This window comes from Catenulispora sp. EB89, assembly GCF_041261445.1.
In the GTDB taxonomy this organism is placed as follows: Bacteria; Actinomycetota; Actinomycetes; order Streptomycetales; family Catenulisporaceae; genus Catenulispora.
Map to the genome: position 1 here is coordinate 29585 of NZ_JBGCCU010000021.1, position 26721 is coordinate 56305.

The window sequence follows — 26721 nt, forward strand, 5'->3', positions numbered from 1 at the left end:
GGCCTCATGCGGAACCGAGTCCGTCGCAGCGTCCCCCGCAGCCCGACGAGGCGATTACGGAAACCACGCTAGGAGCGGCCGAACACGATTGAATCCGTGGAAACACGTGCGTTACGCCCCGCCCGGGGGCGGGTTTTCCCGGCCCCGGGCGCCGACCGATGGGCAATCGGCCGAGAGTGAATCAGAATACTGATGAACCGTTCGGTTCGAAGCAAGTGCGGAGCTCCCTCCAGGAAGAGGTAGAAGCACATGCACAGTCTCAAGACACTCGTCGCGGCGGCAGCCGTCGCCGTACTGGCCGGCGTCGCGGCGATCGGACCGGCCGCCGCGGCCGCCGCGCCGGTCAGCGTCCTCACCTTCGGCGCCCCGGGTCCCGGCGGCCCCAACGTCCCGCCCGGCCACGTCCTGACCGGCAACCTCCAGCCAGGCACCAAGGCCACCTTCTTCACCGCCCCCGGCGGCCCCGTCGGCACCGCCTGCACGGTGTCGAACATCGGCGTACAGGTCCTGGCCAACCCGGCAGCGCCGGGAGTCGCGGTGACCAAACTGGTCGCCCTCGGCTTCGGCGCCTGCGTCTCCACCATCCCCGGATCGACGGTCCTGAGCGTGACGGAGAACAACCTCCCGAACAACAACGTCCTGTTCAACGACGCAGCCGGCTTCCCCGTCCAGTTCGTCCCGGCCGGCGCACCGGTCCAGCTCACCATCGTGGAATCCGTCCCCGGCGCCGTGTTCAACTGCGTGTGGCAACCAGTCGGCGGCATCTACCAGGGCAACTACGCGAACCCGGGAAACCGGTTGATCGTCGCCAACCAGAAGATCCAGCTCGTCGGCGGCCCCGCCGGCCCCTGCGGCGGCCCGCTCCAGTTCCTGTCGTTCACCTACCAGCCGGTGGTGGACTCGAGCGTGGCCGGAAACCCGCCGGTGTTTGAGAACTAGCCGGTGCCGTTCTCTCGGGCAAAACACAGGACCCCAGCTCAGAAGCCTGAGCTGGGGTCCTGCTACGGGTGCGCCGCCAGGGACTTGAACCCCGAACCCGCGGATTAAGAGTCCGCTGCTCTGCCTATTGAGCTAGCGGCGCTTGATCTTGCTGGTGTCGCGTTGACGGGTGAAACATTAGCAGACCTCCTGCCGTGGCCCGAAATCGTTAACCGGGCGTCGGGGGTTCGGCCACGTCGTGGCCACCGTGGGGGTGCGCGGGGTGTAACAGGGCCGTTGCCGACTTATTACCCGTCCTTGGCGCTTTGGGGGCGGGCAGGTGGCATGGTCGGTGTCATGAGTGGTGCATATGGTGGCTGGACCCCGCAGGAACCCGGTAACTGGAGTCCGCAGGAGCCCGAACCCACTGTCGAGCTGCGTCCGCCTTCGGGGTGGGACCGGCTGCGGGGGCGGTTGCCGGGGGGCCGGCGGGACGGGGGTGCTTCGGGTGCTCCGGGGGGTCCTGGTTATCCGGGTGGGCCCGGGTATCCGGGTGGGTCGGACGGGCCTCGGCCGCCGAAGGTGCGGCGGTTCAGCTGGCCGAAGCGGATCCTGGCCGGTGCGGTGGTGCTGGTGCTGCTGGTCGGGGGGTACGCGACGTGGCTCTACTTCCATGCCTCGGGGCAGATCCAGCACGAGAATGTGATCTCCGACTACCCGGGGCGGCCTGCCGAGGGCAAGGGGACGAACTGGCTGCTGGTCGGTAGTGACAGCCGGGAAGGGCTCACGCAGGACCAGCAGGACGCGCTGCACACTGGGACCGGGGCGGTGACCGGTGACACGTCGCGGACCGACTCGATGATGATCCTGCACTCCGGGGCGAACGGGAACTCGCTGATCAGCCTGCCGCGCGACTCCTATGTCACCATCCCGGCCTGGACCGACAGCAAGGGCAAGCAGCACAAGGAGTCGAAGAACAAGCTCAACGCCGCCTATGCCTTCGGTGACGCGCCGCTGCTCATCAAGACCATCGAGGTCACCACCGGGGTGCGCATCGACCACTTCGCCGAGGTCGGCTTCGGCGGCTTCGTGAAGGTCACCGACGCCGTCGGCGGGGTGAACCTGTGCCTGGACAAGCCGATCCAGGACCAGCTGTCCGGCGCCAACCTGAAGGCCGGCTGCCAGACCCTCAACGGTGCCCAGGCCCTGGCCTACGTGCGGGAGCGGTACGCCGACCCGCTCGGCGACATCGGACGTATGCAGCGCCAGCGCACCTTCCTGGCGGCCCTGGCGCACAAGGTGTCCTCCGCCGGAGTGGTGCTGAACCCCTTCAAGCTGGTCCCGGTGCTGGACAACTCGCTGGCCGCGTTCAAGGTGAACGACGGCACCAGCCTGGGCGACCTCTACGACATGTTCCAGCACATGAAGGGCGTCAGTGACGGCAGCGGCCACACCGTCGTGGTGCCGATCGCCACCGACAACTACAACGTGCCGGGGGTCGGGTCCTGCATCCTGTGGGACAAGACCAAGGCCGCCCAGCTGTGGAGCGCGGTGATCAACGACACCGCGATGCCGAACCTCCCGGCGACGTGACGGACCGCCGGAGCAGGCTCGGGCAAGGTCGGAGGCTCGGGCAAGGTCGGAGCAGGCTCGGGGCGGGCCGCCGGATCAGTCCACGACCTCGCCGGCCGTGACCCCGCTCTCCGTGTCGACGGCGACGGTGCTCGCACCGTCGCCGACTCCGGCGCCGTTCGCGGACCCCTGTGCGGGGATGACGACCGGCGCCGCGATCGCCTCCGCCGCGCCGGTCTCCGGTGTAGCCGTAGTCGCACCCGCACCCGCACCCGTCGTGGCCGCCGGAGCAGTCCCAGCGGCCGCAGCAGCCGCCGGAGCAGTCGCAGCAGCCGCCGCGGCCGGCTCCGGCGTCGCGTCCAGCCCCCGCACCCGCCGGAACGACGTCGCGAGCACCCCGGCGTACACCGCCGCGCACACCAGGTACGGCAGCCGCCCGCTCGACTCGGCCAGCGCCCCGCCGATGAGCGTGCCGACCGTCCCGGCGGCGAACATCACCGTCTGGTAGCCGCCGGTCATCCGGCCGAGCATCTCGCGCGGCACCAGGCGCATGCGCGCCGTGGTCAGGCTGACGCTGACGATCAGCACCGCGGAGGCGTCCATCGCCAGGCCGACCGACATCTGCGGGCCGCTGTGCGCGGTGCCCAGCAGCAGCTCGCCGATGATGCCGAAGACCAGGCTCACCAGCACCGCCGACGACGTCCGGAGCGTGGCCACCCGGCCGATGGACAGCATCACGGCCACCGCCGCGACGTTCCCGGCCGCCAGCGTCCAGCCGAAGGCGGTCTTGTCCAGCCCGACAGTGTGCGTGCCGAGCACCACGATCGCCGCGACCGAACCGGCCTGCGCCACCGTCATCGTGCCGATCATCCCGGCCATCAGCCGCATCGGCCCGGAGCTGAAGGAGATGCGGACGCCGTCCTTCACCTCGGTGATGAGGCGCCGGTCGGGCTGGGGCTCGGGGCGGGGGCGGGCGTTCGGCAGCCGCAGCACGGCCAGGACCGCGGCCGCCACCGCGAACGAGCCGGCGTCGATGATCAGCGGCAGCTGCCGGCCGGTGGCGTAGAGCAGGCCGCCGAAGCCGGGTCCGATCACGAACGCGATCACCGTGTTGCTGGCCCGCAGCCAGGTGTTGGCGGGCCCGAAGTGTTCGGGTTCCACGACGTCGGCCAGCAGTGCGCCGTTCGCGCAGGTGAACAGCGTCCCCAGCGCGTCGGCCAGGAACGCGATGACGATCAGCGCGACCAGCCCGAGGTGGTTCCCGGCGACCAGCACCGCGGCGACGGCGAACAGCACGGCCTGCGCGACGTTGGTGGCCACCGCCGTGATCCGGGCGTTCCAGCGGTCGGCCAGCGCCCCGGCCGGCAGCGACAGCAGCATCGGCGCCAGGCGCTGGGTGACGATCACCGCCGCGATCCCCAGCGGCGAGCCGGTGAGCCCGGCGGCCAGCAGCGGGAACCCGACGACGATCAGGCCGTCCCCGAGCCAGGACACCGCCCCGGCGGCCAGGTACACCCAGAAATGCCGGGGGAGGGGATCCTTGTCAGGCTTGGCCATGCTCCCCATCCCCCGCTGTCGACGCCGAGCCTCGGCGAGCTCCGCCGGTTCGTGTCGATCGGCGTCGTGTCAATACGCTCATTCTCGTGACACTCGGTGACCGGGCGTGCCACGGTACGTCAATGTACTCTCACCGCAGGTTCTTGTGAACTCTTCGGTGATCACCAGTGAACACCCGTCCGGGTGAACTTCCTTGACAGCGCCTGTGAGCTCAGTGTTTACCCGGGGGTGGACGCTCAGCCCGTGACAAGCCGTACCGCCCCGGCGAAGACTGCCGGCAGCGCCCCGGCCGCCGGGACGATCCGCGGGCCGAGCACCGGGTTGCGCCGGGCCGCCAGCAGCCCGGCGGTCAGCAGGTTCGAGCGGCGCGAGACCTGGCGCCACCGGCGCTCGTAGTCGGCGGGCCGCCCGTCCGCCAGACACGCCGCGAGCGCCCGGGCCTGGGCCAGCCCGACGCTGATGCCCTCGCCGGTCAGCGCGTCGACGTAGCCCGAGGCGTCCCCGACCAGCAGGACCCTGCCGCCGGGCGCGACCCGGCGGCGTACGGCCTGCCGCAGCGGCCCGGCGCCGCGCACCGGGCCGGCGGTCGCGCCCGCGAGCCGGTCGACCAGCTCCGGGAACTCCGCCAGCCGGTCCTCGAAGCCGGCGCCGGGCGGCCCGAGGATCGCCACGCCGACCAGGCCGTCGTCCACCGGCGTGACGTACGCCTCCGCGCCGGCCGACCAGTGCACCTCGACGAAGTCGGTCCACGGCGCGCTCTGGTAGTGCCTGCGCAGCCCGTAGCGCGCGTGCCGGGCCGGTGCCGGCTCCAGGCCGCAGACCCGACGGATCGGGGAGTGCAGGCCGTCGGCGGCCACGAGGTAGCGGGCCGTGATCCCCGAGGCCTCCACCGAGCCGGCGGACTGGCGGAACTCGGTGACGCGCTCCGACACCACCTTGACCCCGGCGCTCTCGGCCCGCTCGGCCAGCGCCGTGTGCAGCACTGTTCTGCGCACGCCGCGCCCCGGGCCGCTGCGGAACTCCGCGTCCACGCTGTGCCCCGGGTCGCGATACCGGATCCCGCGCAGCTGCCGACCCGCCGGATCGACGCCGAGGGCCCGCAGGGCGGCCACGGCGGGCGGCATCAGGCCCTCGCCGCACGCCTTGTCGATCGGCCCGCTCCGGGGCTCCGCGACGACCGCGGACAGCCCCGCCTCGGCCGCGTAGCACGCCGTGGCGAGCCCGATCGGGCCGCCGCCGACGACGAGGACGTCGACGTCGTACCCGGAGCTCACGGTGTCGCGCACAGGGCTCTGATCTCGCACCGCAGCCGCACGGTCAGCAACCACGCGTTCAGCGCGGTGAACACCAGCGCCGTCACCCACGCCGACCCGGCCAGCGGCAACGCGAAGCCCTCCACCACGACGGCCACGTAGTTCGGGTGCGCGAACCACCGATACGGCCCGGTGTCCACCAAAGGCAGCCCCGGCACCACGATCACGCGGGTGTTCCACCGGTTTCCCAGGGTCCTGATGCACCACCACCGCAGCCCCTGCGCGCCGACGGCGAGCACCAGCATGGGGATCCCGAGCGCTGGGACGAACGACCGGTGCGCGACGGCCGGCTCGATCAGGCACCCGGCCAGCAGCCCGGTGTGCAGCACCACCATCGGCGGATAGTGCCCGCGTCCGCTCTCCACCCCGCCGCGCGCCAGGCTCCACGCCGCGTTCCGCTTGGCCACGACCAGTTCCGCGAGCCGTTCGAAGCACGTGGCGATCACCAGCGCGTAGTAGACGATCATCCGCGCCGCTCCAGCAACAGCAGCTCGATGCTCACGCCCGGCCCGAGGCCCACGATCACGATCGGGCCCGGTGTTGCGTCCGGCGCGGCCAGTTCCTTGCCCAGCACCTGCACGATCGAGGCCGAGGACATGTTGCCGGCCTCGGCCAGCGCCGCGCGGGCCGTGGCGACGCGGGCCTCCGGCAGCTCCAGCGAGTCGCGCACCGCGTCGATCACCTTGGGGCCGCCGGGGTGCACGACCCAGGCGACCACGTCAGGGACCTGTAATCCGTGGTCGGCCAGGAACCGTTTGACCACGCCGCCGAGCTCCCGTTCCACGACCTCGGCGAGCTCGGTGGTCAGCACGATGCGGAAGCCCTGCGGGCCCAGGTGCCAGCCCAGGACGTCGTGGGTGTTCGGGCACAGTTCGCTGCGGGTCGCGACGATCCGGACGGTCGGCGCGGCTGCCTGCTCGACGCCCGCGGCATGCTCGGCTTGCTCGGCACGCTCGGCATACCCGTCCCGATCGGCCCGTTCCGCGCGCTCGGCCCGCTCCGCCCCGCGCACCACCACCGCCCCGGCGCCGTCCCCGAACAGTGCGCTGACCACCAGGTCCGGCACCGTCGGGTCGACCAGCGGCACGCTGAGCGAGCACAGTTCGACCGCCAGCAGCACCGCCGTGTGGTCCGGCCACGCCCGCAGATAGTCGTGGATCCGCGCCAGCCCCGCCGCGCCGCCCACGCAGCCCAGCCCGAACATCGGGACCCGCTTCACGTCCGGCCGCATCCCGAGCCGCGGCACCAGCCGGGCGTCCAGCGACGGCACCGAGACGCCGGTCACCGACGTGGTGACGAACAGGTCCACGTCCTCAGCGGTGACCCCCGCCTGGCGCAGGGCGTCCTCGACCGCCCGCTCGCCGAGCTCGGTGGCGTGCTCGATATAGGTGTCGTTGACGCTGTCGATCCCGTCCAGCCGCCGGTAGCCGGTCAGCGGGAGCACGGTGTGCCGGGTCCGGACGCCGGCGTTGGCGGACAACCGGTCCAGCAATGCCCGCCGGGTCGGCGGCAGCGCGCACAGCTCCGCCGTGGCCGCGGCCAATTCATCCTGTTTGTGACGATGGGACGGGAGAGCCGTAGTGACTGCCGCGATGCGGGACACCCTTACTCCCTGTCCGGTCGCACGGAACTGCTGACGCGGGCGCGTCAGGTTACCCGGTACCCGCGGCCGGGCCGAATAATGCGCACGTCTTGATGAATGCGGTGTGTCAGGACAGCGGCACTCCGCCGAGGACGAACATCGCCACGTCGATCCCGGCGATCGCCAGCGCGGCGAAGAACGGCGCGCGGCCCTCGCCGCTGATCCCGAGCCAGGCCAGCAGCGCCGCGACCGCGAAGCCCAGCCACAGCCACGGGGATCCGGCGATCGCCAGGAACCCCGAGGCGCCGAGCAGGAGCAGGACCGTGAGGATCCGCACGGTTCCGGCGCCGAAGCGCTCCGCCAGCACGTTCGGCAGCCCCCGCACCCCGGCCACGCGGTCGCCCTCCAGGTCCGGCAGCGCGTTCGCCAGGTGGCCGCCGACGCCCAGCAGCACCGCCGCGGCCAGCACCCCGGTCCGGGCCGCCGGCACGCCGGGCGCGGTGCTCGTCGCGAACTCCGGGATCAGCCCGAAGCCGACCGCGTAAGCGAGCCCTGACACCGGTGTGATCTTCAGCCCCGCGTTGTAGAACCAGCCTGCCGCCATCTGGACGACGTCCACGGTCCCGCAGGCCGTGTTGATCGAGAACGCCAGCACGATCGAGGCCGCGACTGCGATGATCGCCGCTATGAGCACCGTGCGCTGCGAGATGACGCCGGAGACGATCGGTTTGTCGGTCCGGCGGGCCATCGCGTCGCGCGGGGCGTCGAAGTAGTCGTTCGACCACCCGATGGACATCTCGCCGAGCAGCACCGCCGGGATCGCCGCGGCCGGCCCCAGACCGTGCGGGGCGGCCTGTGCGATCAACGCCGCGAACATCGCCGTGATGGCCAACGAGGGCAGCGGATGGCAGGTACGGAACAGGGCTTTGAGGATCGGCATCAAGTTCTCCTCGACGGGGGTAAGCAAGGACCATGCGACTGGCGCTGCGTGGCGACAACACTCTGGAGCGCGCGGCCCTGCGCGCCAACCTAGTCCCGACTCCGGCCGCCGAGGCATGGGGAGGTATTGCGGCCTCTGGCGTGTTGGTGGCGGCGGTGCGGACCGGGGTGGTCGCGCGCCTGGCTGGTGCGCCGGCCAGGACGGAGGAGATCGCGCGCGACCTGTGTCTGGCGCCGACGCCGACCCGGCTGCTCGTGGACTGCCTGATCGCCGCCGGGCACGCGCGCCGGGACCGGGACGGCACGGTGCGGCTGGCGCGGCGCGACCGGCGGTGGCTGGACCCGGAGTCCGAGGTCGGCGTGGCGCGGTTCGTGAACGCCTGCGGCGACTACTTCGACTGGTGGCGGGATCTGGACCGGTTGATAGAGACCGGTGCTTCCGTCGAGCACCACGAGCGGGGTCCGGAGGATCCGTACTGGCGCCGCTACGTCCTGGGCCAGCTGGACCTGGCGCGGCTGTCGGCGTCGGAGGTGGCGCGCCGGCTGGTGCTGCCTTCGAGCGCGGGCAGCGTCCTGGACGTCGGCGGCGGCCACGGCTGGTACTCGGCCACGCTGTGCCGTCGGCACCCCGCGCTCACCGCGACCGTGCTGGACCTGCCGGGCAGCGTGCGGGTCGGGCGGGAGGTGATCGAGGCCGCCGGCCTGGCGCACCGGGTGACCTTCGTCGAAGGCGACGCGCGCTACGCGGAGTTCCCCGAGGGCCAGGACGCCGTGCTGTGCTTCAACCTGCTGCACCACCTCACCGAGAGCGAGATCCCGGCGCTGCTCGCGCGGGCCGCCAAGGCCCTGAAGCCGGGCGGCACGCTGGCCGTCCTGGACGCCTTCGCCGACCCGCCGCGCCCGGCCCGGCTTCGGGGCCGGGGCCGCGCCAACGCGGCCGCCACGCATCTGGCGCTGTTCGTCCGGCTGACGTCCGGATCGACCGTGTACACGCCGGCGGAGCTCCAGAGCTGGCTGCGCGGTGCCGGATTCGACCCGGCACGCCGGGTACGTTCCGCCCGGATCCCCGGTCTGGCGCTCTACCAGGCCTGTAAGAGTTGGTGAGCGTGTTACCGTGCGTTCAGTCGGTACCAGGCTGATCGGGCGGCACGAAGGGGACAGGGACATCCGATGCTGGCAGCGCAGCGGCAGGCGCGGATCCTCGAGGAGGTCCAGCGGACCGGGGGCGTGCGGGTCAACGATCTGACGCGCCTGCTCGGCGTGTCGGACATGACCGTGCGCCGGGACCTGGACGTCCTGGACTCGCGCGGACTCCTGACGAAGGTCCACGGCGGCGCCACGGTGCGCCGCGCCGGATCCACCGACGAGCCGGCCTTCACGGTCAAGGCCGAGATGGAGCAGCCGGCCAAGGACGCGATCGCCCGCCAGGCGGCCGAGCTCGTCCGCCCCGGCACCGCCATCGGCATCAGCGGCGGCAGCACGACGTACACCCTGGCCCGGCACCTGGTCGGCGTCCCGGACCTGACGGTGGTGACGAACTCGCTGCGGGTCGCGGACGTCCTGCACGCCCACGAGAGCGCCAACCCCGGCAACAACCAGACGGTGATCCTCACCGGCGGCATGCGCACCCCCTCGGAGGCCCTGGTCGGCCCGATAGCGGTCCAGGCCATCCGCACCCTGCACCTGGACCAGGTCTTCCTCGGCGTGTACGGCATGGACGCCGCCGCCGGCTACACCAGCCCGAACCTGATGGAGTCCGAGACCAACCGGGCCCTGGTGTCCGCGGCCCGCAACCTGGTCGTCGTCGCCGACCACACGAAGTGGGGCGTGGTCGGCCTGTCGGCGTTCGCCGCGCTGGGGGACGCGGCGGTGCTGGTGACCGACGACGGGCTGCCGCGCGAGGCGCGGGAGGTGCTGGTCGAGGAGGTCGGGGAGCTGGTGCTGGCGGAGCGGGGGGAGTAGGGCTCGCGGGTTGGTTGGTTCGGCTTGGTTCGGTTTGGTTCGGCTTGGTTCGGTTTGGTTCGGCTTGATGGTGGTCGGCTGTGGTCGGCTGTGGTCGGTTGCTGGGTACATGCGATTTTCGGGGGCTCCTGCTTGGTGTGCGGGTGCGGGTGGCTGGGGTGCGGTGGGTGTGGCGGGTGCGGTTTGTTGGTGGGTTTTTAGGAGCTTTTTACGGCTTCGCCTAAGGTTTGGTGACCTCGCTGGGGGACGCAGTTCGGTGGTGTGCTGCGGGTGGCGCTGGCGGCTGGCGGTGTTGCTGGGCACGACCGCGCACCGGTCCGAGTCACTGCGCACGCGTTAGGTCGGCGGCTGGCGGCCGCGTGTGGTGGGCACCGAAAGTCAAGAGCAGGCGCCTCCGGCGGGGGCACTCGAGACTCTGAGGGATCCCCAACCCCCCGCCTCGGCGGCGGTCCGAATGTTGGTCGCCGAGTCCCGGATCCCTCGTCGCTGACGTCGCCCTAAAGGGAACCATCCCGGCCTGGCGGGGTAAAGCCGCATCACACGCTGCTGTGGTCCGGTCTCGTCCGGCTTGACCCCGCCAGTCCGGGCTGGTTGTGCAAGCACCGCCGACAGCGACGAGGGATCCGGGACAACCCCACCTGTGGTGTGGACGGGGTCCACTTGGGTGTCTGAGCCCTCCAGGCTCTGAGGGATCCCCCTGCGTAAAGCCCACGTTGCCGCATCGTTATCCGCAAGTTGCAGAAATCTTGCAGCAAAGCCTTTCATCCTTGCCCCGCCCCTTGCTAGCGTCAGCACCCGCGCCGCGCACACAGCAGCGCAGATCCCCTCAAAGTCATCCTTCAAGGAGTCTTCGATGCGACGCAGCACGGCCGCCAAGCGCGGCGCCGGTATCGCGGCGATAGCAGTCCTGGCACTTGCTGCAAGTGCTTGCAGCAGCAGCAAGTCCGGTGGCTCCGCGAGCGGTTCGGCCGCCAAGGACCCGGCGTCGGTCAAGGGCACGGTCACCTGGTGGGACACCTCTGACGCGACCAATGAGGCGCCGAACTACCAGCCGATCATCAAGGCGTTCGAGGCGAAGTACCCGAACATCAAGGTCAACTACGTCAACGTGCCGTTCTCCGACGCCGAGGACAAGTTCAAGACCGCCGCGCAGTCCGGCAGTGGTGCGCCCGACGTGCTGCGCGCCGACGTCGGCTGGACGCCGGCCTTCGCGCAGCTCGGTTACCTGCAGCCGTTGGACGGCACCCCGGCGCTGGCGAACGACTCCGACTACATGCCGGGCCCGTATGCCTCGGACCACTACAACGGCAAGATCTACGGTGTTCCGCAGGTCACTGACACGCTTTCGCTGCTCTACAACAAGGACCTGCTCGCCAAGGCCGGCATCACCACCGCGCCGAAGACCTGGGACGAGCTGAAGACCGACAGCCTGCAGATCAAGGCCAAGACCGGCGTCGACGGCACGTTCCTGAACGCCGCGTCCTACTATCTGCTGCCGTTCATCTACGGCGAGGGCGGCGACATCATCGACGCCTCGGCTAAGAAGATCACGGTCAACGACGCCACCGCGCTCAAGGCCGTGGGCATCGCGCAGGACTTGGTGAAGTCCGGCGCGGCGGTCACCGACGTGACCAAGGACGGCTACAACAACATGCAGACCGCCTTCAAGGACGGCAAGGTCGCCATGGTCGTGAACGGTCCGTGGTCCACCGCCGACGATCTGAAGGGGTCGGCGTTCAGCAACGCGGACAACCTCGGCATCGCCACTGTCCCGGCCGGCTCGGTCAAGGCCGGCGCCCCGGTCGGCGGCCACAACCTGGTGGTCTACGCGGGTTCGAAGAACCTCGACGCCTCCTACCTGTTCATCGCGTACCTGAACGACGCGCAGAACCAGGCCACCATCGCCGCCAAGAACAACGTGCTGCCGACCCGCACCTCGGCCTACTCCGACCCGCAGGTCGCGAACAACAAGATCCTGTCGGCGTTCGAGGGCCCGCTGAAGAACGCGGTCGGCCGTCCGCCGGTCGCCGGCGCCTCGGACCTGTTCACCCCGCTGGACACCGACTACCAGGCGATCCTCGGCGGACAGAAGTCGCCGCAGGCCGCGCTGAATGACGCCGCGACGCAGTTCGCGCAGATCCTGCCGGGTTTCAGCAAGAGCTGACATCCGCGTAAGCCGGCCGCGCGGGAGGTGGGAAGTGAGGGTCCCCCTCCCGTGCGGCTCACCACCGAAGACGGCATGACAGGGTCCGAAGGATGGAAATGCGTCCACTCAAGCGCTTGGGCCGCTCGTTCGACAAATACTGGTACGGCTGGGCCATGGCGGCCCCGGTCGTCATCGTGATGCTCGTCCTGGTCGGCTACCCCTTCATCTGGGGCGCGTACCTGTCGACCACCAACGCCGACGAGTCCAACATCGGCCACGACATCGGCGTGAACCACATCCCGCCGAGCTACCACTCCGTCGGGCTGCACAACTACTGGGACATCCTGTCCGGCAACGACGGGCACTTCTACAGCACCCTGACGTGGACCCTGATCTGGACCTTCGTCAACGTCTTCTTCCACATCACCATCGGCCTGGGGCTGGCCGTCCTGTTGAACCGCAAGATCCGGTTCCGCGGCGGCTACCGGCTGATGCTGATCCTGCCGTGGGCGGTGCCCGGCTTCGTGGCGGCGTTCGCGTGGCGCCTGCTCTACAACGACAACGGCGTGTTCAACGCGGTGCTGAAGTACTTCGGGATGCACGGCGTGCAGTGGCTGGCGCAGCCCACGTCGGCGAAGATCGCGGTGATCGCGGTCAACGTCTGGATGGGCGTGCCGTTCATGATGGTCTCCTTCCTCGGCGGGCTGCAGACCATCCCCAAGGAGCTCTACGAGGCCGCCGAGATGGACGGCGCGACCGCCTGGCAGCGCTTCCGCATGGTGACGCTGCCGGGGCTGCGGCCGGTGATGATGACCGTCACGCTGCTCGGCGTCATCTGGACGTTCAACAAGTTCGACGTCATCTTCCTGGTCACCGAGGGCGGCCCGGCCGGGTCCACCGACATCCTGGTCACCCACGCCTACCAGGTCGCGTTCGCGAACATCCGGCAGTACGCCGAGGCCGCCTCCTACGGAGTGGTGATCCTGTCGATGCTGCTCGTCTTCGCCACCGTCTACCGGCGGTCGCAGGCCAAGCTGGAGGTGCAGGCATGAGCGCGGCCACCGAGTCCGTGAATCCCACGACGCCGGGCCGGGCGGCCGGCCGGGCAACCGGCCGCGCGACCGGCCAGGCAGCCGGCCGCGCCGTCGCCGAGCCCGGCAAGAAGTACTCGCGCACCAGGCGCTCCCCGCTGGCGTCCGTCGCGATCCACGCCACGCTGATCGCCGCCTCCTTCATCGCGATCTTCCCGATCGTCTGGGTGGCGCTGACCTCGCTGAAGACCAAGGACGGCCAGTGGGCCCACCCCGGCGACTTCAGCCATCTCAACTTCGGCAACTACAGCCAGGTGCTGAACGACACCGACTTCCTCACCTGGTTCCGCAACTCGCTGATCGTCTCGGTGGGCACCATGGCGCTGGCCGTGTTCATCGCGGCCACCTGCGGCTACGCCGTCTCGCGCATGCGGTTCCCGGGCTTCCGGGCCACCATGTGGCTGCTGCTGGTGGTCCAGATGTTCCCGATCGCGGTGCTGATCGTGCCGCTGTACAACATCATGTCGAAGCTGCACCTGGTGAACTCGTTCGGCGGCCTCATCCTCGTGTACTGCACCACCGCGGTGCCGTACTGCGCGTGGATGCTCAAGGGCTACTTCGACACCATCCCGATCGACATCGACGAGGCCGGCAAGGTCGACGGGCTCTCGCCGTTCGGCACCTTCTGGCGCCTGGTGCTGCCGCTGGCCCGGCCGGGGCTGGCCGTGACCGCCTTCTACTCCTTCCTGACGGCGTGGGCCGAGGTCGCCTTCGCCAACACCTTCATGCAGAGCTCGGACAAGTACACGCTCGCCGTGGGCCTTCGCACCTTCGTCTCGCAGTACAAGGGCGAATGGGGCCTGATGACCGCGGCCTCGGTGCTGATCGCGATCCCGGCCGGCGTGATGTTCCTGCTCGTGCAGCGCAACCTGGTCGCCGGCCTGACCTCCGGCAGCGCCAAGGGCTGAGCCCGGGCCTCGGGCGGACCCGCCCGACCCGGCGCCGACCCGGCCGACCGTACGAACTACCTCTGGGGCAACTGAGTTCATGACAACCGAGACACTCACCGTCGAAGCCGAGCTGGCCCGCGAATCCGGCGCCCGCCGTACCGACTGGTGGCGCGACGCGGTGATCTACCAGGTTTACATCCGCTCCTTCGCCGACTCCGACGGCGACGGGGTCGGCGACCTGCCGGGCATCCGCTCCCGGCTGCCGTACCTGGCCGAGCTCGGCGTGGACGCGCTGTGGATCACGCCGTTCTACTCCTCGCCGATGGCCGACTTCGGGTACGACGTCGCGGACTACCGGGCCGTGGACCCGGTGTTCGGCACGCTGGACGACTTCCGGGCCCTGATGGTCGACGCGCACGCCAAGGGCCTGCGCGTGATCGTCGACCTGGTGCCGAACCACACCTCCGACCGGCACGCGTGGTTCGTCGAGGCGCTCGCGGCACCCGAGGGGAGTGCCGCGCGGGCCCGCTACATCTTCCGCGAGGGCCGCGGCGCGCACGGCGAGCTGCCGCCGAACGACTGGGAGTCGGTCTTCGGCGGCCCGGCGTGGACCCGGACGGTGAACCCGGACGGCACGCCCGGGCAGTGGTACCTGCACCTGTTCGCGCCCGCGCAGCCGGACCTGAACTGGGAGCTGGAGGAGGTGCGGTCGGAGATGCTGGACGTCCTGCGGTTCTGGCTGGACCTCGGCGTCGACGGCTTCCGGATCGACGTCGCGCACGGCATGGTCAAGGCGCCGGGGCTGCCGGACGTCGGGCACGCCGACCACGTGGAGATGATCGGCAACGCGGTGCTGCCGTTCTTCGACCAGGACGGCGTGCACGAGATCTACCGCGCCTGGCGGCTGCTGCTGGACTCCTACGACGGCGAGCGCATCGGCGTGGCCGAGGCCTGGGCGCCGACGCCGGAGCGGCTGGCGAACTACGTGCGGCCGGACGAGCTGCACCAGGCGTTCAACTTCGACTTCCTGGGCCGTCCCTTCGAGGCCGAGGCGCTGCGCACGGCGATCGACCACTCGCTGGCCACCGCCGGCTCGGTCGGCGCGCCGTCGACGTGGGTGTTGTCGAACCATGACATGAAGCGGCACGTGACCCGTTACGGCGGCGGCGCGGTGGGGCTCGCGCGGGCCCGGGCCGCGGCGCTGCTGATGCTGGCGCTGCCGGGGTCGGCGTACATGTACCAGGGCGAGGAGCTGGGGCTGCCCGAGGTCCTGGACATCCCGGTGGAGTTCCTGGTGGACCCGCAGGGCATCCAGTCCGGCGACCCGTCGAAGGGCCGGGACGGCTGCCGGGTGCCGCTGCCGTGGTCGGGCGTCGCTCCGACCTACGGCTTCGGGCCGGAGGGGTCCACGGCCTCGTGGCTGCCGGCGCCGCCGTCGTGGGGCGCGCTGTCGGTGGCGGCGGAGTCGGGGGACCCGAGCTCGATGCTGGAGCTGTACCGCTCGGCGCTGGCGCTGCGGCGGGAGCTGCCGGACCTCGGCGCGGAGACCGACGAGACGGCGCTGGTGTGGCTGCCGGCGCCGGACGGCGTGCTCGCGTTCCGGCGCGGGGACGGGTTCGTGTGCACGGTGAACACCGGGGCGGCGGCGGTCGCGCTGCCGGTTCCAGGCGCGTTGCTGCTGGCTTCCACTCCTGTGTCGGTGACCGCCGACCGTGTCGAACTGCCGGAGGACTCGGCCGCCTGGTGGCGGATCTAGCCATTTCCAGGACCGGGAGCGAAAGAATGGGCGCCATGACGGACAACGCTTCACTGCCATCGACCGCACGACTCGCGGACATCGCCGCGCAGGCGAAGGTGAGCGAGGCGACGGTGAGCCGGGTGCTGAACGGCAAGCCGGGGGTGGCCGCCGCCACGCGGCAGGCGGTGCTGGCGGCGCTGGACGTCATGGGCTACGAGCGGCCCACGCGGCTGCGGCAGCGGACCGCGGCGCTGATCGGGCTGATCATCCCGGAGCTGGACAACCCCATCTTCCCGGCGATGGCGCAGGCGGTGGAGCGCGCGCTGACGCACCACGGCTACACGCCGGTGCTGGCGACCGTGTCGCCGGGCGGCGCGACCGAGGACGACCTGGTCGAGCTGCTGATCGAGCACGGGGTGGCGGGCATCGTGTTCGCCTCCGGCCTGCACGCCGACACCACCGCCTCGCGCGACCGGTACCACCGGCTGTCGGACCGCGGCGTGCCCTTCGTCCTGATCAACGGTTACGCCGACGGCATCGCAGCACCCTTCATCAGCCCGGACGACGCCCTGGCGGCCAGGCTGTCGGTGAACCACCTGGCCGACCTGGGGCACGAGCGGATCGGGCTGGCCGTCGGGCCGAAGCGCTATGTGCCGGTGATCCGCAAGATAGAGGGCTTCACGGCGGCGCTGCGCGACACCCTCGGCGTCGAGAACCCGGCGGACTTCGTGGAGTACTCGCTGTACGGCTTCGAAGGCGGCCGCGCGGCGGCGGCGAAGCTGCTGGACAAGGGCTGCACCGGCATCGTGTGCGCCTCGGACATGATGGCGCTCGGCGCGATCGCCGAGGTGCGGGCGCGGGGGATGGCGGTCCCGGGCGACATCTCGGTGGTCGGCTACGACGACTCGCCGCTGATCCCCTACACCGACCCGCCGCTGACGACGGTGCGCCAGCCGGTCGCCGCGATGGGGGCGGCGGCGGTGCGCGCGCTGCTGGAGGAGGTCGGCGGCGGGCACGCGCCGCACACCGAGTTCGTGTTCGCGCCGGAGTTGGTGGTGCGGGGGTCGACGGGGTCGGGGCCGCGGGTGCGGCGGTAGGGGAGCGCGGGCGGAGGCTTGGGCTCCGGCTTCGGCACGGGTGCCGCTGGGGTGCGGTGGTAGTCCGGGGCGCCCTCGGTGGTCATGAGGTACGGCGGTTGGGCAAGCGCAGGCAGAAGCTCGGGCTTCGGCGCGGCGGATGTGGCGGCGGAGGTCCAGGGCCCCCTCGGCGGTCATGAGGCGCGTCGGGGTTCGTTTCGGCGATGGCGGAGGTCGGGGCAGTGGCGCAGAATGCTGAGTCAGCGAGCGAGTTCGACGTGCTCGTCGTCGGCGGCGCGGGCATCGACACCATCGTCCGCGTGCCGGAGCTGCCGGTGCCGTACGCGGATTCGGTGCTCGTGGAGCCCATCGAGTCCTACGTCGCGCACACCGGGACGGCCGTGGCCCTCGGCGTGCGGTCGCTCGGGCTGCGCGTGAAGTTCGTCGACTTCCTCGGCGAGGACACCTTCGGCGACCTGGTCCGGCGCCGGTTCGCTGACGAGCGGCTGGACTTCTCCTGGCTGCCGTCGCCGGCCGGCACGGTGCGCGCCGTGAACCTGGTCTCGGCCGACGGCCGCCGCATGTCGTTCTACGACCCGCGCGGCGTGCCGGGCCGGCGGATGCCGGAGGACTTCTATGAGGGCTGGCTCGCTCGCTCGCGGCACGTGCACGTGGTCATAGCCGACTACGCGCGGCACGTCCTGCCGGTCGCGCTGCGCCACCAGGTCACCATCTCGACCGACCTCCATGACTGGGACGGCGCCGACGACCACCACAAGGACTTCGCCCACGCCGCCGACCACGTCTTCCTGAGCGCCGCGAACCTCGGCAGCCGGCGCGACGCGGTCCTGACCGAGGTGCTGGCACGCGGTCGGGCCAGGACCGTCGTGGCCACGGACGGCGCGCGTGGTGCCTACTTGGCCGTGCGCGGGGAGGGCATCCGGCACTTCCCGGCCGTCATACCGGCGGCGCCGGTCGTCGACAGCAACGGCGCCGGCGACGCCTTCGTGTCCGGATTCATGTCCGGGGTCCTGCGCGGCGCGGCTCCCGAGGAGTGCATGCGGCGCGGACTGCTGTCCGGCGCCTTCGCCTGCACCGTCCACGGGACGGCCGAGCGGTTCGCCACCGAAGCCGATCTCGGCTGAGGCAGAGTCCTACCTCACACCGTCATCGCCCGCCCGAGCTCCTCCGTGGCGTCCAGATCCGCGCCGACCCGCGCCAGCTTCGCCCGGATCTCGTCCACCGCGTCGTTCCCCAGTGCCAGGCGCAACGGCGGCTCCTTCCACCCCAGCACCTCCAGCACCGCCGCCGCGGCCTTCGCCGGATCGCCCTCCTGCGTGCCGTGCGCCGTCGGCAGGGCGTTGCGCGTGGCGCCCGCCGTGCCGTCGTAGTCCGCGATCCGCGTCTCGACCGCCTGCAACGACGCCGGGCCGGCGAAGCCCGTGCGGAACGCGCCCGGCTCGACGATCAGTACCTTGATTCCCAGCGGCGCCACCTCCCCGGCCAGCGCCTCGCTCGCCAGCTCCAGCGCGCCCTTGGCCGCGCAGTACGCGCCGACGCCCGGGAACGCCAGCATCCCGCCCATGCTGCTCAGCTGGACGATCGCGCCGGAGCGGCGAGCGCGCATCTGCGGCAGCACCAGCCGCGTCAGCTCCAGCGGTCCGAAGAACATCACTTCCATCGCGCTGCGGAGCTCGGCCTCGCCGGTCTCCTCGATCGCGCCGACGAGGCCGAAGCCGGCGTTGTTCACCAGGATGTCGATGCGTCCGGCGGCCTCGACGGCCGCGCCGAGCCGGTCGTGGTCGCGGAGGTCGAGGTCGACGACCGACAACCGGCCGCCGGAGGCCGCCGCCAGCTCGCGCATCGTGTCCGGGCGCCGGACCGCCGCGACCACCTCGTCGCCGGCCGCCAGGGCGGCGTGCACGAGGGCCAGGCCGAAGCCGCTGTTCGCCCCGGTGACGAACCAGCGGCGCGGGGTGGGGGTTCCATCTGTCATGCCTTCATCTTGCGCCGGGGCGGGGTGGCTCCGGTATGGCCCGAAGGTGGAACATCGGAGGGTGACCGTCGCCCTGCCCGGACCCGCCCCGCGCCCCCGACCGCTGCCCGCCGACGAGCCGCTGAGTCCGGAGGACTACCGGCGCGTGGTCGGCGTGGTGGAGGCCGTGGACCACGCCGGGGATCTCGCCGAGTTCCGGGAGCTGCTGGTCACGGCGTTACGGACGTGGTTCGGCTACAACGGCGTGACCGTCCTGCACGGCGACACCGCGGTCGACGCGGTCGAGAACGGCTGTGGCGTGCTCGCCGGGTACTCGGCCGAGTTCCTGGAGACCTACGCCGCCGGCGGCTGGGAGCGCGTGGATCCGTTCCGCGACCAGGGTTTCCTGCGACGGCTGGCCGAGGTCGGGGTGGCGCGGCTGACCGACATCGAGGAGGGGGCGGAGGGCGCGCGCTTCCGCGACCGGTTCCTGCTCCCGCGCGGCATCGCCGACAAGGCCGCGATGCTCATCGACGCCGCGCCGGCCGGGGTGCTGTGGGTCGGCCTGGCCGTGCCGGACGGCGTGCCCAAGGTCCCGGACCGCGACCTGGCCGTGCTGCGGGTGCTGCGCCGGCACCTGACGCCGCTGGCCGTCGAGCAGCTGGCCCGGCACCGCTCGCGCCAGGCCACCCGGGCCGATTGGGACCTGACGCCGCGCGAGTGGGACGTCGCCGACCTCGCCGCGCAGGGCCTGACGAACCGGCAGATCGCCGCGCGCCTGTTCATCGGCGTGGACACGGTCAAGAAGCACCTGACGCGGGTCCTGGCCGCCACCTCCTGCGGCAGCCGTACGCAGCTCGCGGTGCTGTTCACCTCCCGCGACACGCCGGTCTGACCTTGATCTCGAGTCGTCCGGGCGGCGCCCGGGTCTACCCTCCTGGTGAAAACGACATTCATTATCGAGAGGAAGTCCCGCATGTCCCTGGACGTCGCACCGCACCTGCTCAAGCAGGCCGAAGTCGGCGAGGTGAACGAGACCGAGTTCGCCGATACGGTCGCGGCCTCGCTCCCGTATGCGCACACCCTGGTCGAGAAGCTCGCCGCCGAACTGCACGCCGACCCGGCCCGGCAGTTCGCCGACAACCAGCTCGCCCCGAGCGACGCCGAGCGCGCCGAACTCCTGCGCGCGCTGGCCTCCGACGCCATCCGCGGCAGCCTGGAGCGGCGCTTCGCGGTGAAGCTCGCGTTCCAGAACTGCCACCGGGTCGCGGTGTTCCGGTCCGAGGCGGTCGGCTCGGAGACGTACCGGCGTTTCACGTCGGAGCGTGCGCAGATCCTCAACCAGTCGCCCGGGCTGCGGGACTGCTGAACGAGGGCCTAAGCCAGCAACGATGCGACGGCGATCGCCAACAGCACCCAGAAGGCCATGCTGATCAGCGAACACACCAGTCCGGCGATCGCCATCCCCTTGCCGGTGAAGCCCGGCTTCGAACTCTGCGACAGTCCGACTGAACTGAAGACGATCCCCAGGAGCGCCAGCAGCGGCCCCAGCAGGGAAGCCCAGAACAACACCAGGCTGAGGATCCCCATCACCATGCCGGTGACCGCCATACCGCTCGTCTGCTGCCGCAACATCGGCGGACCGTAGTACCCGCCGGGATACAGCTGCGGTGCGTAGCCCTGCGGATAGTTGGACGGCGGATAGTTGGACGGCGGATAGTTGGGCGGGGGATAGGAGCCCTGCGGATACTGCGGCGGCACCGGCATCGCGGCCTGCGTGGGCGGCGCGTCGCTCGACGGAGGGACGAAGCCGCCGTCGGGCGCGGCGAATCCTCCGGAGCCGAACCCCGGGCCGTATCCCTCAGGACCCGAATCCCATCCGCCCTGCGAAGTGTCACTCATTGGTGGCACATCCCCCCTCGTCCACGTCAGTCTCCCGATACCGGGTCGCCTTCAGTATTTCCCTCGCCGATGCGCCCGGCCAGCCCTCCGAAGCCGGCGCGCGTCGCGGCCACGATCAGCCGGTCGCCGGTCTGCAGGACCCGGCCGCGGTCGGCCCCCGACCAGTCGAACGCCGTGCTGCCGGTGCGCCGCACCGCCAGGACCCGGGTCAGGCCGGGCTTGTCGAGGTCGCGCTGCTCCTGTCCGGCCAGCTCCGAGCCCTCCTCCACCGCGACCTCGGCGATCAGCAGGACCTTGCGGTACACCGACAGCGTGCCCAGCACCTCGCGCCCCATCATCGCGGCGGCGAAGGCCGGGGCCGCGAGGTAGGACACCGAGCGGGAGGCGGTGTTGCCGAACTCCTTGTAGACGTGCGCGGCGAAGTCGTCGTCGAAGAGCCGCACCACCACCCGGACCTCGGGGTTGATGGCCCGGGCCTCCATCACCGCCTCCAGGTTGGTGACGTCGTCGCCGGTCACCGCCACGACCGCGCGGGCCCGGGCGATCTGCGCCCGGCGCAGGGCGTCGTCGAGCGGCCGGTCGCCGACCACCGCCGGGACGTCCAGGTTGCGTGCCACGGCGATCCCGCGGGCGTCGCCGTCGCGCTCGATGCCGACCACCGGCACGCCGAGCTCGCGGAACAGGCTCATGACCCGGGTGCCCGCGTTGCCGAGGCCGACCACCACCACGTGCTCGCGCAGGCCCGCGCTCGGCTGCCGGGTGCGCACGCCGCGGCGCGCGGCCGTGCCCTCGACGAACACCGCCGTCACCACCGGCATCAGCACGACGCCGGACAGCGTGATCGCCACCTGGAACAGCCGCTGCAGGTTCCCGCCGACCGAGCTCGGCTGGCCGTAGACGTCGGGAACCGCGGAGCCGGCGACGTCGAGCAGCGTCTCGTACAACGCCCATCCGAGAGGCCGGGCCAACAGCCAGATCCCGACGAACGACGCCGCCAGCGTGGCCACCGACGCCATCAGGATCGTGCGCAGCTTGGCGCTGGTGAAGAACTTCATCGTGTCCGACGCGCGCCACAGCAGCCGGGCCGCGAGCGGGGCGCGGTAAATGTGCCCTGGCGCGACGGCGTCGGACACGTCGAGGAACTGTAGTGCGGCGTGCCGAGGGGAGCGCTGCATGAGCAGCATCCACTCCTGGGTCCGGCTCCGCGCCGCGACCACCGGCAGCACCTCGATCTCCGACTGCCGGTCCCGGTCGATGGCGTCGGCGATCAGGAACGGCGTCTGCCGCATGTTGATGTCCTGGCCGATGGCGATCCGCAGCGTGCGGCCGCCGGCGCTGACCGAGTGCGGCCGTTGCAGCGCGGCGTTGACGAAGGCCGGCGCGGCGGTCGCCGAGGCCGAGAGCACCGTGCAGTTGTCCACCAGCTGCGCGATGTGCACGCCGAGCCGCTGGTTGTACATGCGGATCACGATCCTGATACCCGGACGCAGCGCCGCGGCGCGCATCGCGGCGTGGATGTTGGTCCGGTCGTCGCCGTCGACGAACGCGATCGCCTGCGCCTGGTCGATCCCTGCTTCGCGCAGGGCTTCCTCGGAGACGTAGGCGTCGGCGATCGTGTTCTCCGGGCCGAGCGCCTTGCCGATCTGGATGGTGTACGGCGTCTCCTGGGCCGGAATGATCGCGGCCGTTCGGACGCCGTACTGCCTGGTCAGCTCGACGGTGAGCCGGTATGCCAGGGCGTTGCCACCTACGACGATGAACAAGTCCCCCATAGAGGGATGGTAGAGGTCTGCGGTGAATTCTAGGGACGCATTTCGTAAGCACCCGACAAATCCGCGACCCGCTCCCAGATCCGGCCGAACCGCTCGGCGTCCACCACCGGCTTGCGGACCGCGGACAGCGCCCAGGCCTGCTGTTCGGGGGTCGAGGACGGCTTGCCGTGCAGGGCGACGGCGTACTCGGAGAAGTCGCGGACCAGGAAGTCGAAGATCTGGTCCACGACCTCGTCCTCCAGCCCGGTCAGGCGGGCCTGCTCCAGCACCAGCTGGCCGTAGACCACGAGCGTGAACAGGTGGCCGAGGTTCAGCAGGAAGTCCAGATCCTGCTGCTGCGCCTCGTCCGGCGGGCAGGTGGCGAGGAACTGCGTCAGCGCCTCGGCCTGCTCGGTGAATCGCGCGACGTTCGGCACGCCGGCGGCCTGGCGGTAGGCCGCGCGCCAGTCGTGGAAGCGCACCTTGCCCAGGCCGCGCGCCGGGCCCTGGTGGAACAGGAAGGTGTCGTCGGCGGCGTCGGTGCGGGTCGGGACCTCGGGGTACTCCTGCGGCGAGAACAGGTAGTTCGGCATGAACTTCAGCACCAGGGCGAGGTTCACGTGGACCGTGCCCTCGAGCTTCGGCAGGGCCCTGATGTAGTGCGTGGCGCCGTTGAAGTAGGTGTCCTTCTCGAAGCCGCGGGCCGCGATCACGTCCCAGAGCAGGTCGACGACGCGCTCGCCCTCGGAGGTCACCTTCATCTTGGTGATCGGGTTGAACAGCAGGTAGCGGCGGTCGTCGGGGTTCGCGGTGCGGAAGTAGTCGACGGCGCGGGCGCTGAAGAGCTTCATCGCGATCAGGCGCGCGTAGGCGTCGACGAAGGAGGCGCGGACGTGGCCGAAGTCGGTGACCGGGTGGCCGTAGAGGATGCGGTTGTGGGCGTGCGTGATGGCCTCGTAGAAGGAGTGCTCCGCGATGCCCACGGAGGCCGTGCACAGGTTGAACTTGCCGACGTTGACGGTGTTCAGGGCGGCGCTGAAGGCGTCGGCGCCGGCGTGCAGGATGTCGGCGTCGGTGACCGGGTAGGCGTGGAGCTTGAACTCGCTGACGAACATCTGGGAGTCGACGACGTTCTGGACCAGCTCGAACTTCTCGTGCCGGCTGTCCACGGCGAAGAAGACGTAGCCGTCCGGGCCCTCGACGTCGGACCGGCGGCCGAAGACGGACACCAGGCCGGCGACGTTGCCGTTGCCGATGTAGTACTTGCCGCCGGTGGCGGTGTAACCGCCCTCGCCGTCGGGGGTGAGGATCATGTCGGTGGAGTAGACGTCGGCGCCGTGCTCCTTCTCCGACAGGCCGAAGGCGAAGACGTGGCCCTCGTCGAGCAGCCGCGCGGCCCGCTCGCGCGCGGCGGCGTTCTCCGACATCCAGACCGGCCCCAGGCCCAGAACGGTGACCTGCCAGGTGTACCAGTACGGCAGGCCGTAGAAGCCGAGGATCTCGCTCAGCGCGGCGTTGCGCGCGGTGTCCCAGCGCTGCGCCGGCGCGGCGGGGCCGAAAGCGTCGGCGGCGGGGGTCTGGAAGGTCGCGAAGAGCTTCTCCTTCGCGGCGAACTCCAGGAAGTCGGCGTACCAGACCCGGTCCAGGTCCTCGGCCAGCAGGCGCCGCTTGCCGCGCCCCTCGAACCAGTCGACGACGGCGGTGAGCAGGCGCTGCGTCTCCTCGTCGAACTGCGAGAAGTCGAGGGTGCGCGGGTTGAAGAGCGCGGCCGGGGCGTGAGTCATGGAGGCATGCTACCAGCGGGTAACTTTCCCGTGCTGTACCGGCGCGATGCGGCAGAAAGAGGACAGCGCGGTGTTGCGGGTGTCACAGTGGAGGTGGCTGCGGATCGGCAGGAAAGGAACATGGATGGCACTCATCAAGGTCCATTTGGACCGTACTATTGCGGCGGTCCGCGAAGCGCTACCGGAAGATGAGGTCGACGAGTTCAACGCGGCCATGGAGACGACCGAGGCCGACGAGTGGCGGCAGACCTTCGAGCGCTGGTTCCACCGCGCCGTTCTGCAGAAGGCCGGCCTGCTCGCGGACATCAAGGCCGGGATCAGCCACGCGACAGGCGACGGCATTCCCTTCGATGAAGCGTTTCCCGGCTACCGGGAGCGCTGGGAGCGGCAGCAAGGCCTTCGTGCTGCATGAGGTACAGCCTGATCATCGGACTTGCGGTGACCGAGGCTATCGCCGCAATGCCTGAGATTCCGCACGAGCTGTTCACGCTGGAGTGTCTGGCCATCGGCCGCGCCCCCTACGCAGGGGACACGGTCGTTTACAAGACGGCAGGCGCGCTGACGACATGTACTCGGGCGGTGGGGTCTATGGGTCTTATCGAATATGAGGTCGATGAGATCAACGGTGTGGTTACCCTCACCAGCGTTATAAGCATGATTTAGAAAGGAGTTCTGAGGGCCCGGTGGCGACCCGGGCCCTCGACTCTTTTCTCACCGACCTCACCGATAGTTCGCGCGTGTCCGAATCCGCGAGAACACCAGCAGCACCGCCAGGGTGATCGTCATCATCACCGCGGTCACCGCCGCCGCGACGAACTGGTGCCCGCGGTCGTCCAGGGCGTAGATGCGGAGCGGGAGCGTCGTCCAGTCCGCCGAGTAGACCATCGCCGTCGCGCCGAGTTCGCCCATCGACAGGGCGAAGCACAGCGCCAGCGAGCCGGTCAGCGCCGGGAGCAGCAGCGGCAGCTTCACCCGCAGCAGCGTGTAGTACGGCCGCGCCCCGAGCGAGGCCGCGGCCTGTTCGAACGCCGGGTCCAGGCGGGTGACCGCTGCCGAGACCTGCTGGAAGGCGTAGGCGGTGACCAGGATCGCGTGCGCCATGACCACGATCGTGTTGGTGCCGTTCAGGAGCACCGGGCCCTGTGAGAACGCGACCAGCAGGGCCAGGCCGACGACCACCGAGGGGACGGCGATCGGCAGCATGAAGACCGTCTGGATCAGGGTCTTGCCGGCGCGGTTGCGGACCGCGTCCAGGGCGAGTGCGGCCCAGGTGCCGACGACCAGTGCGATCACGCTCGACAGCAACGCGGTGATCAGCGAGGTCTCCAGGCCGTCCAGAGGGTCGGTGTGGAAGGCCGCGGTGATGTTGGAGAACGTGTAGGAGGACGGGAACGCGCCGTTCCACTGCCGGGTGAACGCCGCCAGGACCAGGACGCCGAACGGCAGGCCGAACAGCAGCAGGAAGAAGAAGCCGAAGACCGCCCACGCGATCCTCTGCGATCTACGCGTGTACAGCAGCACGACGGCCTCCAGACATCCGGGCGAGCAGCACGCGGTAGCCGGCGAACAGCGCCAGCGACAGCACGATGTTGATGACGGCCAGGGCGCAGGCCCCGGCGTAGTTGGTCTGTTCCTTGGCGAAGTTCTCGATCAGGACCGGCAGTGTCTGGTACTTGGCGCCGGTGAAGGAGACGATGCCGTACTCGTTCATCGTCAGCATCAGCACCAGCGAGCCGCCGGCGAACACCGCGGGCAGCGCCTCGGGCAGGATCACCTGCCAGACCACGCGCCCGGCGCGGGCCCCGAGCGAGGCGGCGACCTCCAGCTGGCCGGAGTCGATCTGCGAGAACGCGGTCAGCAGCGGGCGCATCACGAACGGCGTGAAGTAGATCAGCTCGGCCAGCCAGATCCCCCACGGCGAGTACTCGATGAAGTTGACCGGCGTGTCATGCCGCCCGCCGGTGAGCGCCGAGGCGATGTGGTTCACCATGCCCACCCGGCCGTACAGGAACATGATCGACACGGTGATCAGGAACGACGGGAACGACAGGAACACGTCGATGAAGCGGGACACCGCCTTCGCACCGGGGAACGGCACGAACGCGATGATCAGCGCCAGCAGGAAGCCCAGCACGAGGCACCCAGCGGTGGAGTAGACGGCCATCTCGATCGTGTTCTTGATGACGGTGCGGGTCCCCGGGTCCTTCAGGGTGTCCGAGAAGGACGTGGTGACCTTGAAGGGATTGGTCGGATCCGGCGGGCTGCCCTCGATCGCCTGCTTGACGACGAGGTAGAGCGGATAGAGGAAGGCTGCGGCCAGCAGCAGAACCGGGGGAGTGGACCAGAGCCACGCGGTGGAGCGGCGCGGCTTGTTGGCCTTCGCGCCGGGCCGGCCGCCGGGCGCCGCCGGTGCGGCGGGCGGGAGTTCGGTGACGGCGGTCATCGGGCGGCGCCGTCGGCGGGAGCGGGCAGGGCTGCGGAGGCTTCGGCCGGTTCGGCGGCGGTAGAGGCTGTGACTTCGGGCT

Annotated in this window: 25 protein-coding genes and 1 tRNA gene; 14 read left to right on the top strand and 12 right to left on the bottom strand. The window is 70.6% G+C overall.

From position 1 onward, the window contains the following. Positions 1 to 249: 249 nt before the first annotated feature. On the top strand, positions 250 to 939 hold the full coding sequence (locus tag ABH920_RS34840; RefSeq protein ID WP_370353511.1) for a hypothetical protein: 690 nt from the start codon (positions 250 to 252) through the stop codon (positions 937 to 939). A gap of 69 nt (positions 940 to 1008) precedes the next feature. Here the strand turns inward: ABH920_RS34840 and ABH920_RS34845 are convergent. After that, positions 1009 to 1081, bottom strand: a tRNA-Lys gene (locus tag ABH920_RS34845). A gap of 419 nt (positions 1082 to 1500) precedes the next feature. Here ABH920_RS34845 and ABH920_RS34850 point away from each other — a divergent pair. After that, positions 1501 to 2511, top strand: a complete 1011-nt coding sequence (locus ABH920_RS34850) for an LCP family protein (RefSeq protein WP_370353512.1) — start codon at positions 1501 to 1503, stop codon at positions 2509 to 2511. Positions 2512 to 2586: 75 nt separating this feature from the next. Here ABH920_RS34850 and ABH920_RS34855 read toward each other — a convergent pair whose 3' ends face one another. The 5 genes from ABH920_RS34855 to ABH920_RS34875 form a co-directional block, all read right to left on the bottom strand. After that, positions 2587 to 4047, bottom strand: coding sequence for an MFS transporter (locus tag ABH920_RS34855; protein ID WP_370353513.1), 1461 nt, complete (start codon positions 4045 to 4047; stop codon positions 2587 to 2589). Positions 4048 to 4283: 236 nt separating this feature from the next. Continuing rightward, entirely contained in the window at positions 4284 to 5333 is a 1050-nt protein-coding gene (locus tag ABH920_RS34860; RefSeq protein WP_370353514.1) for an NAD(P)/FAD-dependent oxidoreductase, read from the bottom strand. Next, on the bottom strand, positions 5318 to 5827 hold the full coding sequence (locus ABH920_RS34865) for an isoprenylcysteine carboxyl methyltransferase family protein (RefSeq protein ID WP_370353516.1): 510 nt from the start codon (positions 5825 to 5827) through the stop codon (positions 5318 to 5320). The genes ABH920_RS34860 and ABH920_RS34865 overlap by 16 nt, the downstream gene beginning before the upstream one ends. Then, the gene (locus ABH920_RS34870) at positions 5824 to 6963 is read right to left on the bottom strand and encodes a type III polyketide synthase (protein ID WP_370353517.1); all 1140 of its coding nucleotides are present in this window, start codon (positions 6961 to 6963) and stop codon (positions 5824 to 5826) included. The genes ABH920_RS34865 and ABH920_RS34870 overlap by 4 nt, the downstream gene beginning before the upstream one ends. A gap of 106 nt (positions 6964 to 7069) precedes the next feature. Then, a complete protein-coding gene (locus ABH920_RS34875) occupies positions 7070 to 7882 on the bottom strand; it encodes a UbiA family prenyltransferase (RefSeq protein ID WP_370353518.1) in 813 nt (270 codons plus the stop codon). 32 nt (positions 7883 to 7914) lie between these two features. On the opposite strand from ABH920_RS34875, the gene ABH920_RS34880 reads away from it, so the two are divergent. The 8 genes from ABH920_RS34880 to ABH920_RS34915 all read left to right on the top strand — a co-directional run bounded on the left by ABH920_RS34880 (position 7915) and on the right by ABH920_RS34915 (position 17929). Beyond that, positions 7915 to 8985: a class I SAM-dependent methyltransferase gene (locus ABH920_RS34880; protein WP_370353519.1), complete on the top strand. Its 1071-nt coding sequence runs from the start codon at positions 7915 to 7917 to the stop codon at positions 8983 to 8985. A gap of 66 nt (positions 8986 to 9051) precedes the next feature. Beyond that, on the top strand, positions 9052 to 9843 hold the full coding sequence (locus tag ABH920_RS34885; RefSeq protein WP_370353520.1) for a DeoR/GlpR family DNA-binding transcription regulator: 792 nt from the start codon (positions 9052 to 9054) through the stop codon (positions 9841 to 9843). Positions 9844 to 10696: 853 nt separating this feature from the next. Continuing rightward, entirely contained in the window at positions 10697 to 12007 is a 1311-nt protein-coding gene (locus tag ABH920_RS34890; protein ID WP_370353521.1) for an extracellular solute-binding protein, read from the top strand. Between the two features lie 98 nt (positions 12008 to 12105). After that, positions 12106 to 13041 carry a carbohydrate ABC transporter permease gene (locus ABH920_RS34895; RefSeq protein WP_370353522.1) on the top strand — a complete coding sequence of 312 codons (936 nt, stop codon included), beginning with the start codon at positions 12106 to 12108 and terminating at the stop codon, positions 13039 to 13041. Continuing rightward, complete coding sequence (locus ABH920_RS34900) at positions 13038 to 13988, top strand: sugar ABC transporter permease (RefSeq protein WP_370353523.1); 951 nt, start codon at positions 13038 to 13040, stop codon at positions 13986 to 13988. Before ABH920_RS34895 ends, ABH920_RS34900 begins: the two co-directional genes overlap by 4 nt. A 79-nt stretch (positions 13989 to 14067) precedes the next feature. Next, on the top strand, positions 14068 to 15726 hold the full coding sequence (locus tag ABH920_RS34905; RefSeq protein WP_370353524.1) for a glycoside hydrolase family 13 protein: 1659 nt from the start codon (positions 14068 to 14070) through the stop codon (positions 15724 to 15726). 26 nt (positions 15727 to 15752) lie between these two features. Further along, entirely contained in the window at positions 15753 to 16805 is a 1053-nt protein-coding gene (locus tag ABH920_RS34910; protein WP_370353525.1) for a LacI family DNA-binding transcriptional regulator, read from the top strand. Between the two features lie 203 nt (positions 16806 to 17008). Further along, positions 17009 to 17929 (top strand): carbohydrate kinase family protein, encoded by a 921-nt coding sequence (locus ABH920_RS34915; protein WP_370353526.1) that lies wholly within the window; start codon positions 17009 to 17011, stop codon positions 17927 to 17929. Between the two features lie 14 nt (positions 17930 to 17943). Here ABH920_RS34915 and ABH920_RS34920 read toward each other — a convergent pair whose 3' ends face one another. Further along, positions 17944 to 18780: an SDR family NAD(P)-dependent oxidoreductase gene (locus ABH920_RS34920; RefSeq protein WP_370353527.1), complete on the bottom strand. Its 837-nt coding sequence runs from the start codon at positions 18778 to 18780 to the stop codon at positions 17944 to 17946. Positions 18781 to 18841: 61 nt separating this feature from the next. Here ABH920_RS34920 and ABH920_RS34925 point away from each other — a divergent pair, with 61 nt between their 5' ends. Beyond that, positions 18842 to 19654, top strand: a complete 813-nt coding sequence (locus tag ABH920_RS34925; RefSeq protein ID WP_370353528.1) for a LuxR C-terminal-related transcriptional regulator — start codon at positions 18842 to 18844, stop codon at positions 19652 to 19654. Between the two features lie 81 nt (positions 19655 to 19735). Beyond that, a complete protein-coding gene (locus ABH920_RS34930) occupies positions 19736 to 20128 on the top strand; it encodes an SCO5389 family protein (protein WP_370353529.1) in 393 nt (130 codons plus the stop codon). An 8-nt stretch (positions 20129 to 20136) separates the two neighbouring features. Here ABH920_RS34930 and ABH920_RS34935 read toward each other — a convergent pair whose 3' ends face one another. The 3 genes from ABH920_RS34935 to ABH920_RS34945 are packed head-to-tail and all read right to left on the bottom strand — an operon-like array spanning position 20137 to position 24196. After that, positions 20137 to 20661, bottom strand: a complete 525-nt coding sequence (locus ABH920_RS34935; RefSeq protein WP_370353530.1) for a DUF4190 domain-containing protein — start codon at positions 20659 to 20661, stop codon at positions 20137 to 20139. A gap of 26 nt (positions 20662 to 20687) precedes the next feature. Further along, positions 20688 to 22433: an NAD-binding protein gene (locus tag ABH920_RS34940; protein WP_370353531.1), complete on the bottom strand. Its 1746-nt coding sequence runs from the start codon at positions 22431 to 22433 to the stop codon at positions 20688 to 20690. Between the two features lie 29 nt (positions 22434 to 22462). Then, positions 22463 to 24196: an acyl-CoA dehydrogenase family protein gene (locus ABH920_RS34945; RefSeq protein WP_370353532.1), complete on the bottom strand. Its 1734-nt coding sequence runs from the start codon at positions 24194 to 24196 to the stop codon at positions 22463 to 22465. A gap of 124 nt (positions 24197 to 24320) precedes the next feature. Here ABH920_RS34945 and ABH920_RS34950 point away from each other — a divergent pair, with 124 nt between their 5' ends. Together ABH920_RS34950 and ABH920_RS34955 are read left to right on the top strand one after the other, a co-directional pair. Further along, a complete protein-coding gene (locus tag ABH920_RS34950) occupies positions 24321 to 24608 on the top strand; it encodes a hypothetical protein (RefSeq protein WP_370353533.1) in 288 nt (95 codons plus the stop codon). After that, positions 24605 to 24859, top strand: a complete 255-nt coding sequence (locus ABH920_RS34955) for a hypothetical protein (protein ID WP_370353534.1) — start codon at positions 24605 to 24607, stop codon at positions 24857 to 24859. Before ABH920_RS34950 ends, ABH920_RS34955 begins: the two co-directional genes overlap by 4 nt. Positions 24860 to 24916: 57 nt before the next feature. On the opposite strand, the gene ABH920_RS34960 is transcribed toward ABH920_RS34955, so the two are convergent. Together ABH920_RS34960 and ABH920_RS34965 are read right to left on the bottom strand one after the other, a co-directional pair. Beyond that, entirely contained in the window at positions 24917 to 25717 is an 801-nt protein-coding gene (locus ABH920_RS34960; RefSeq protein ID WP_370353535.1) for an ABC transporter permease, read from the bottom strand. Next, positions 25698 to 26639, bottom strand: a complete 942-nt coding sequence (locus tag ABH920_RS34965; protein WP_370353536.1) for a 2-aminoethylphosphonate ABC transporter permease subunit — start codon at positions 26637 to 26639, stop codon at positions 25698 to 25700. The genes ABH920_RS34960 and ABH920_RS34965 overlap by 20 nt, the downstream gene beginning before the upstream one ends. Positions 26640 to 26721 lie beyond the last annotated feature (82 nt).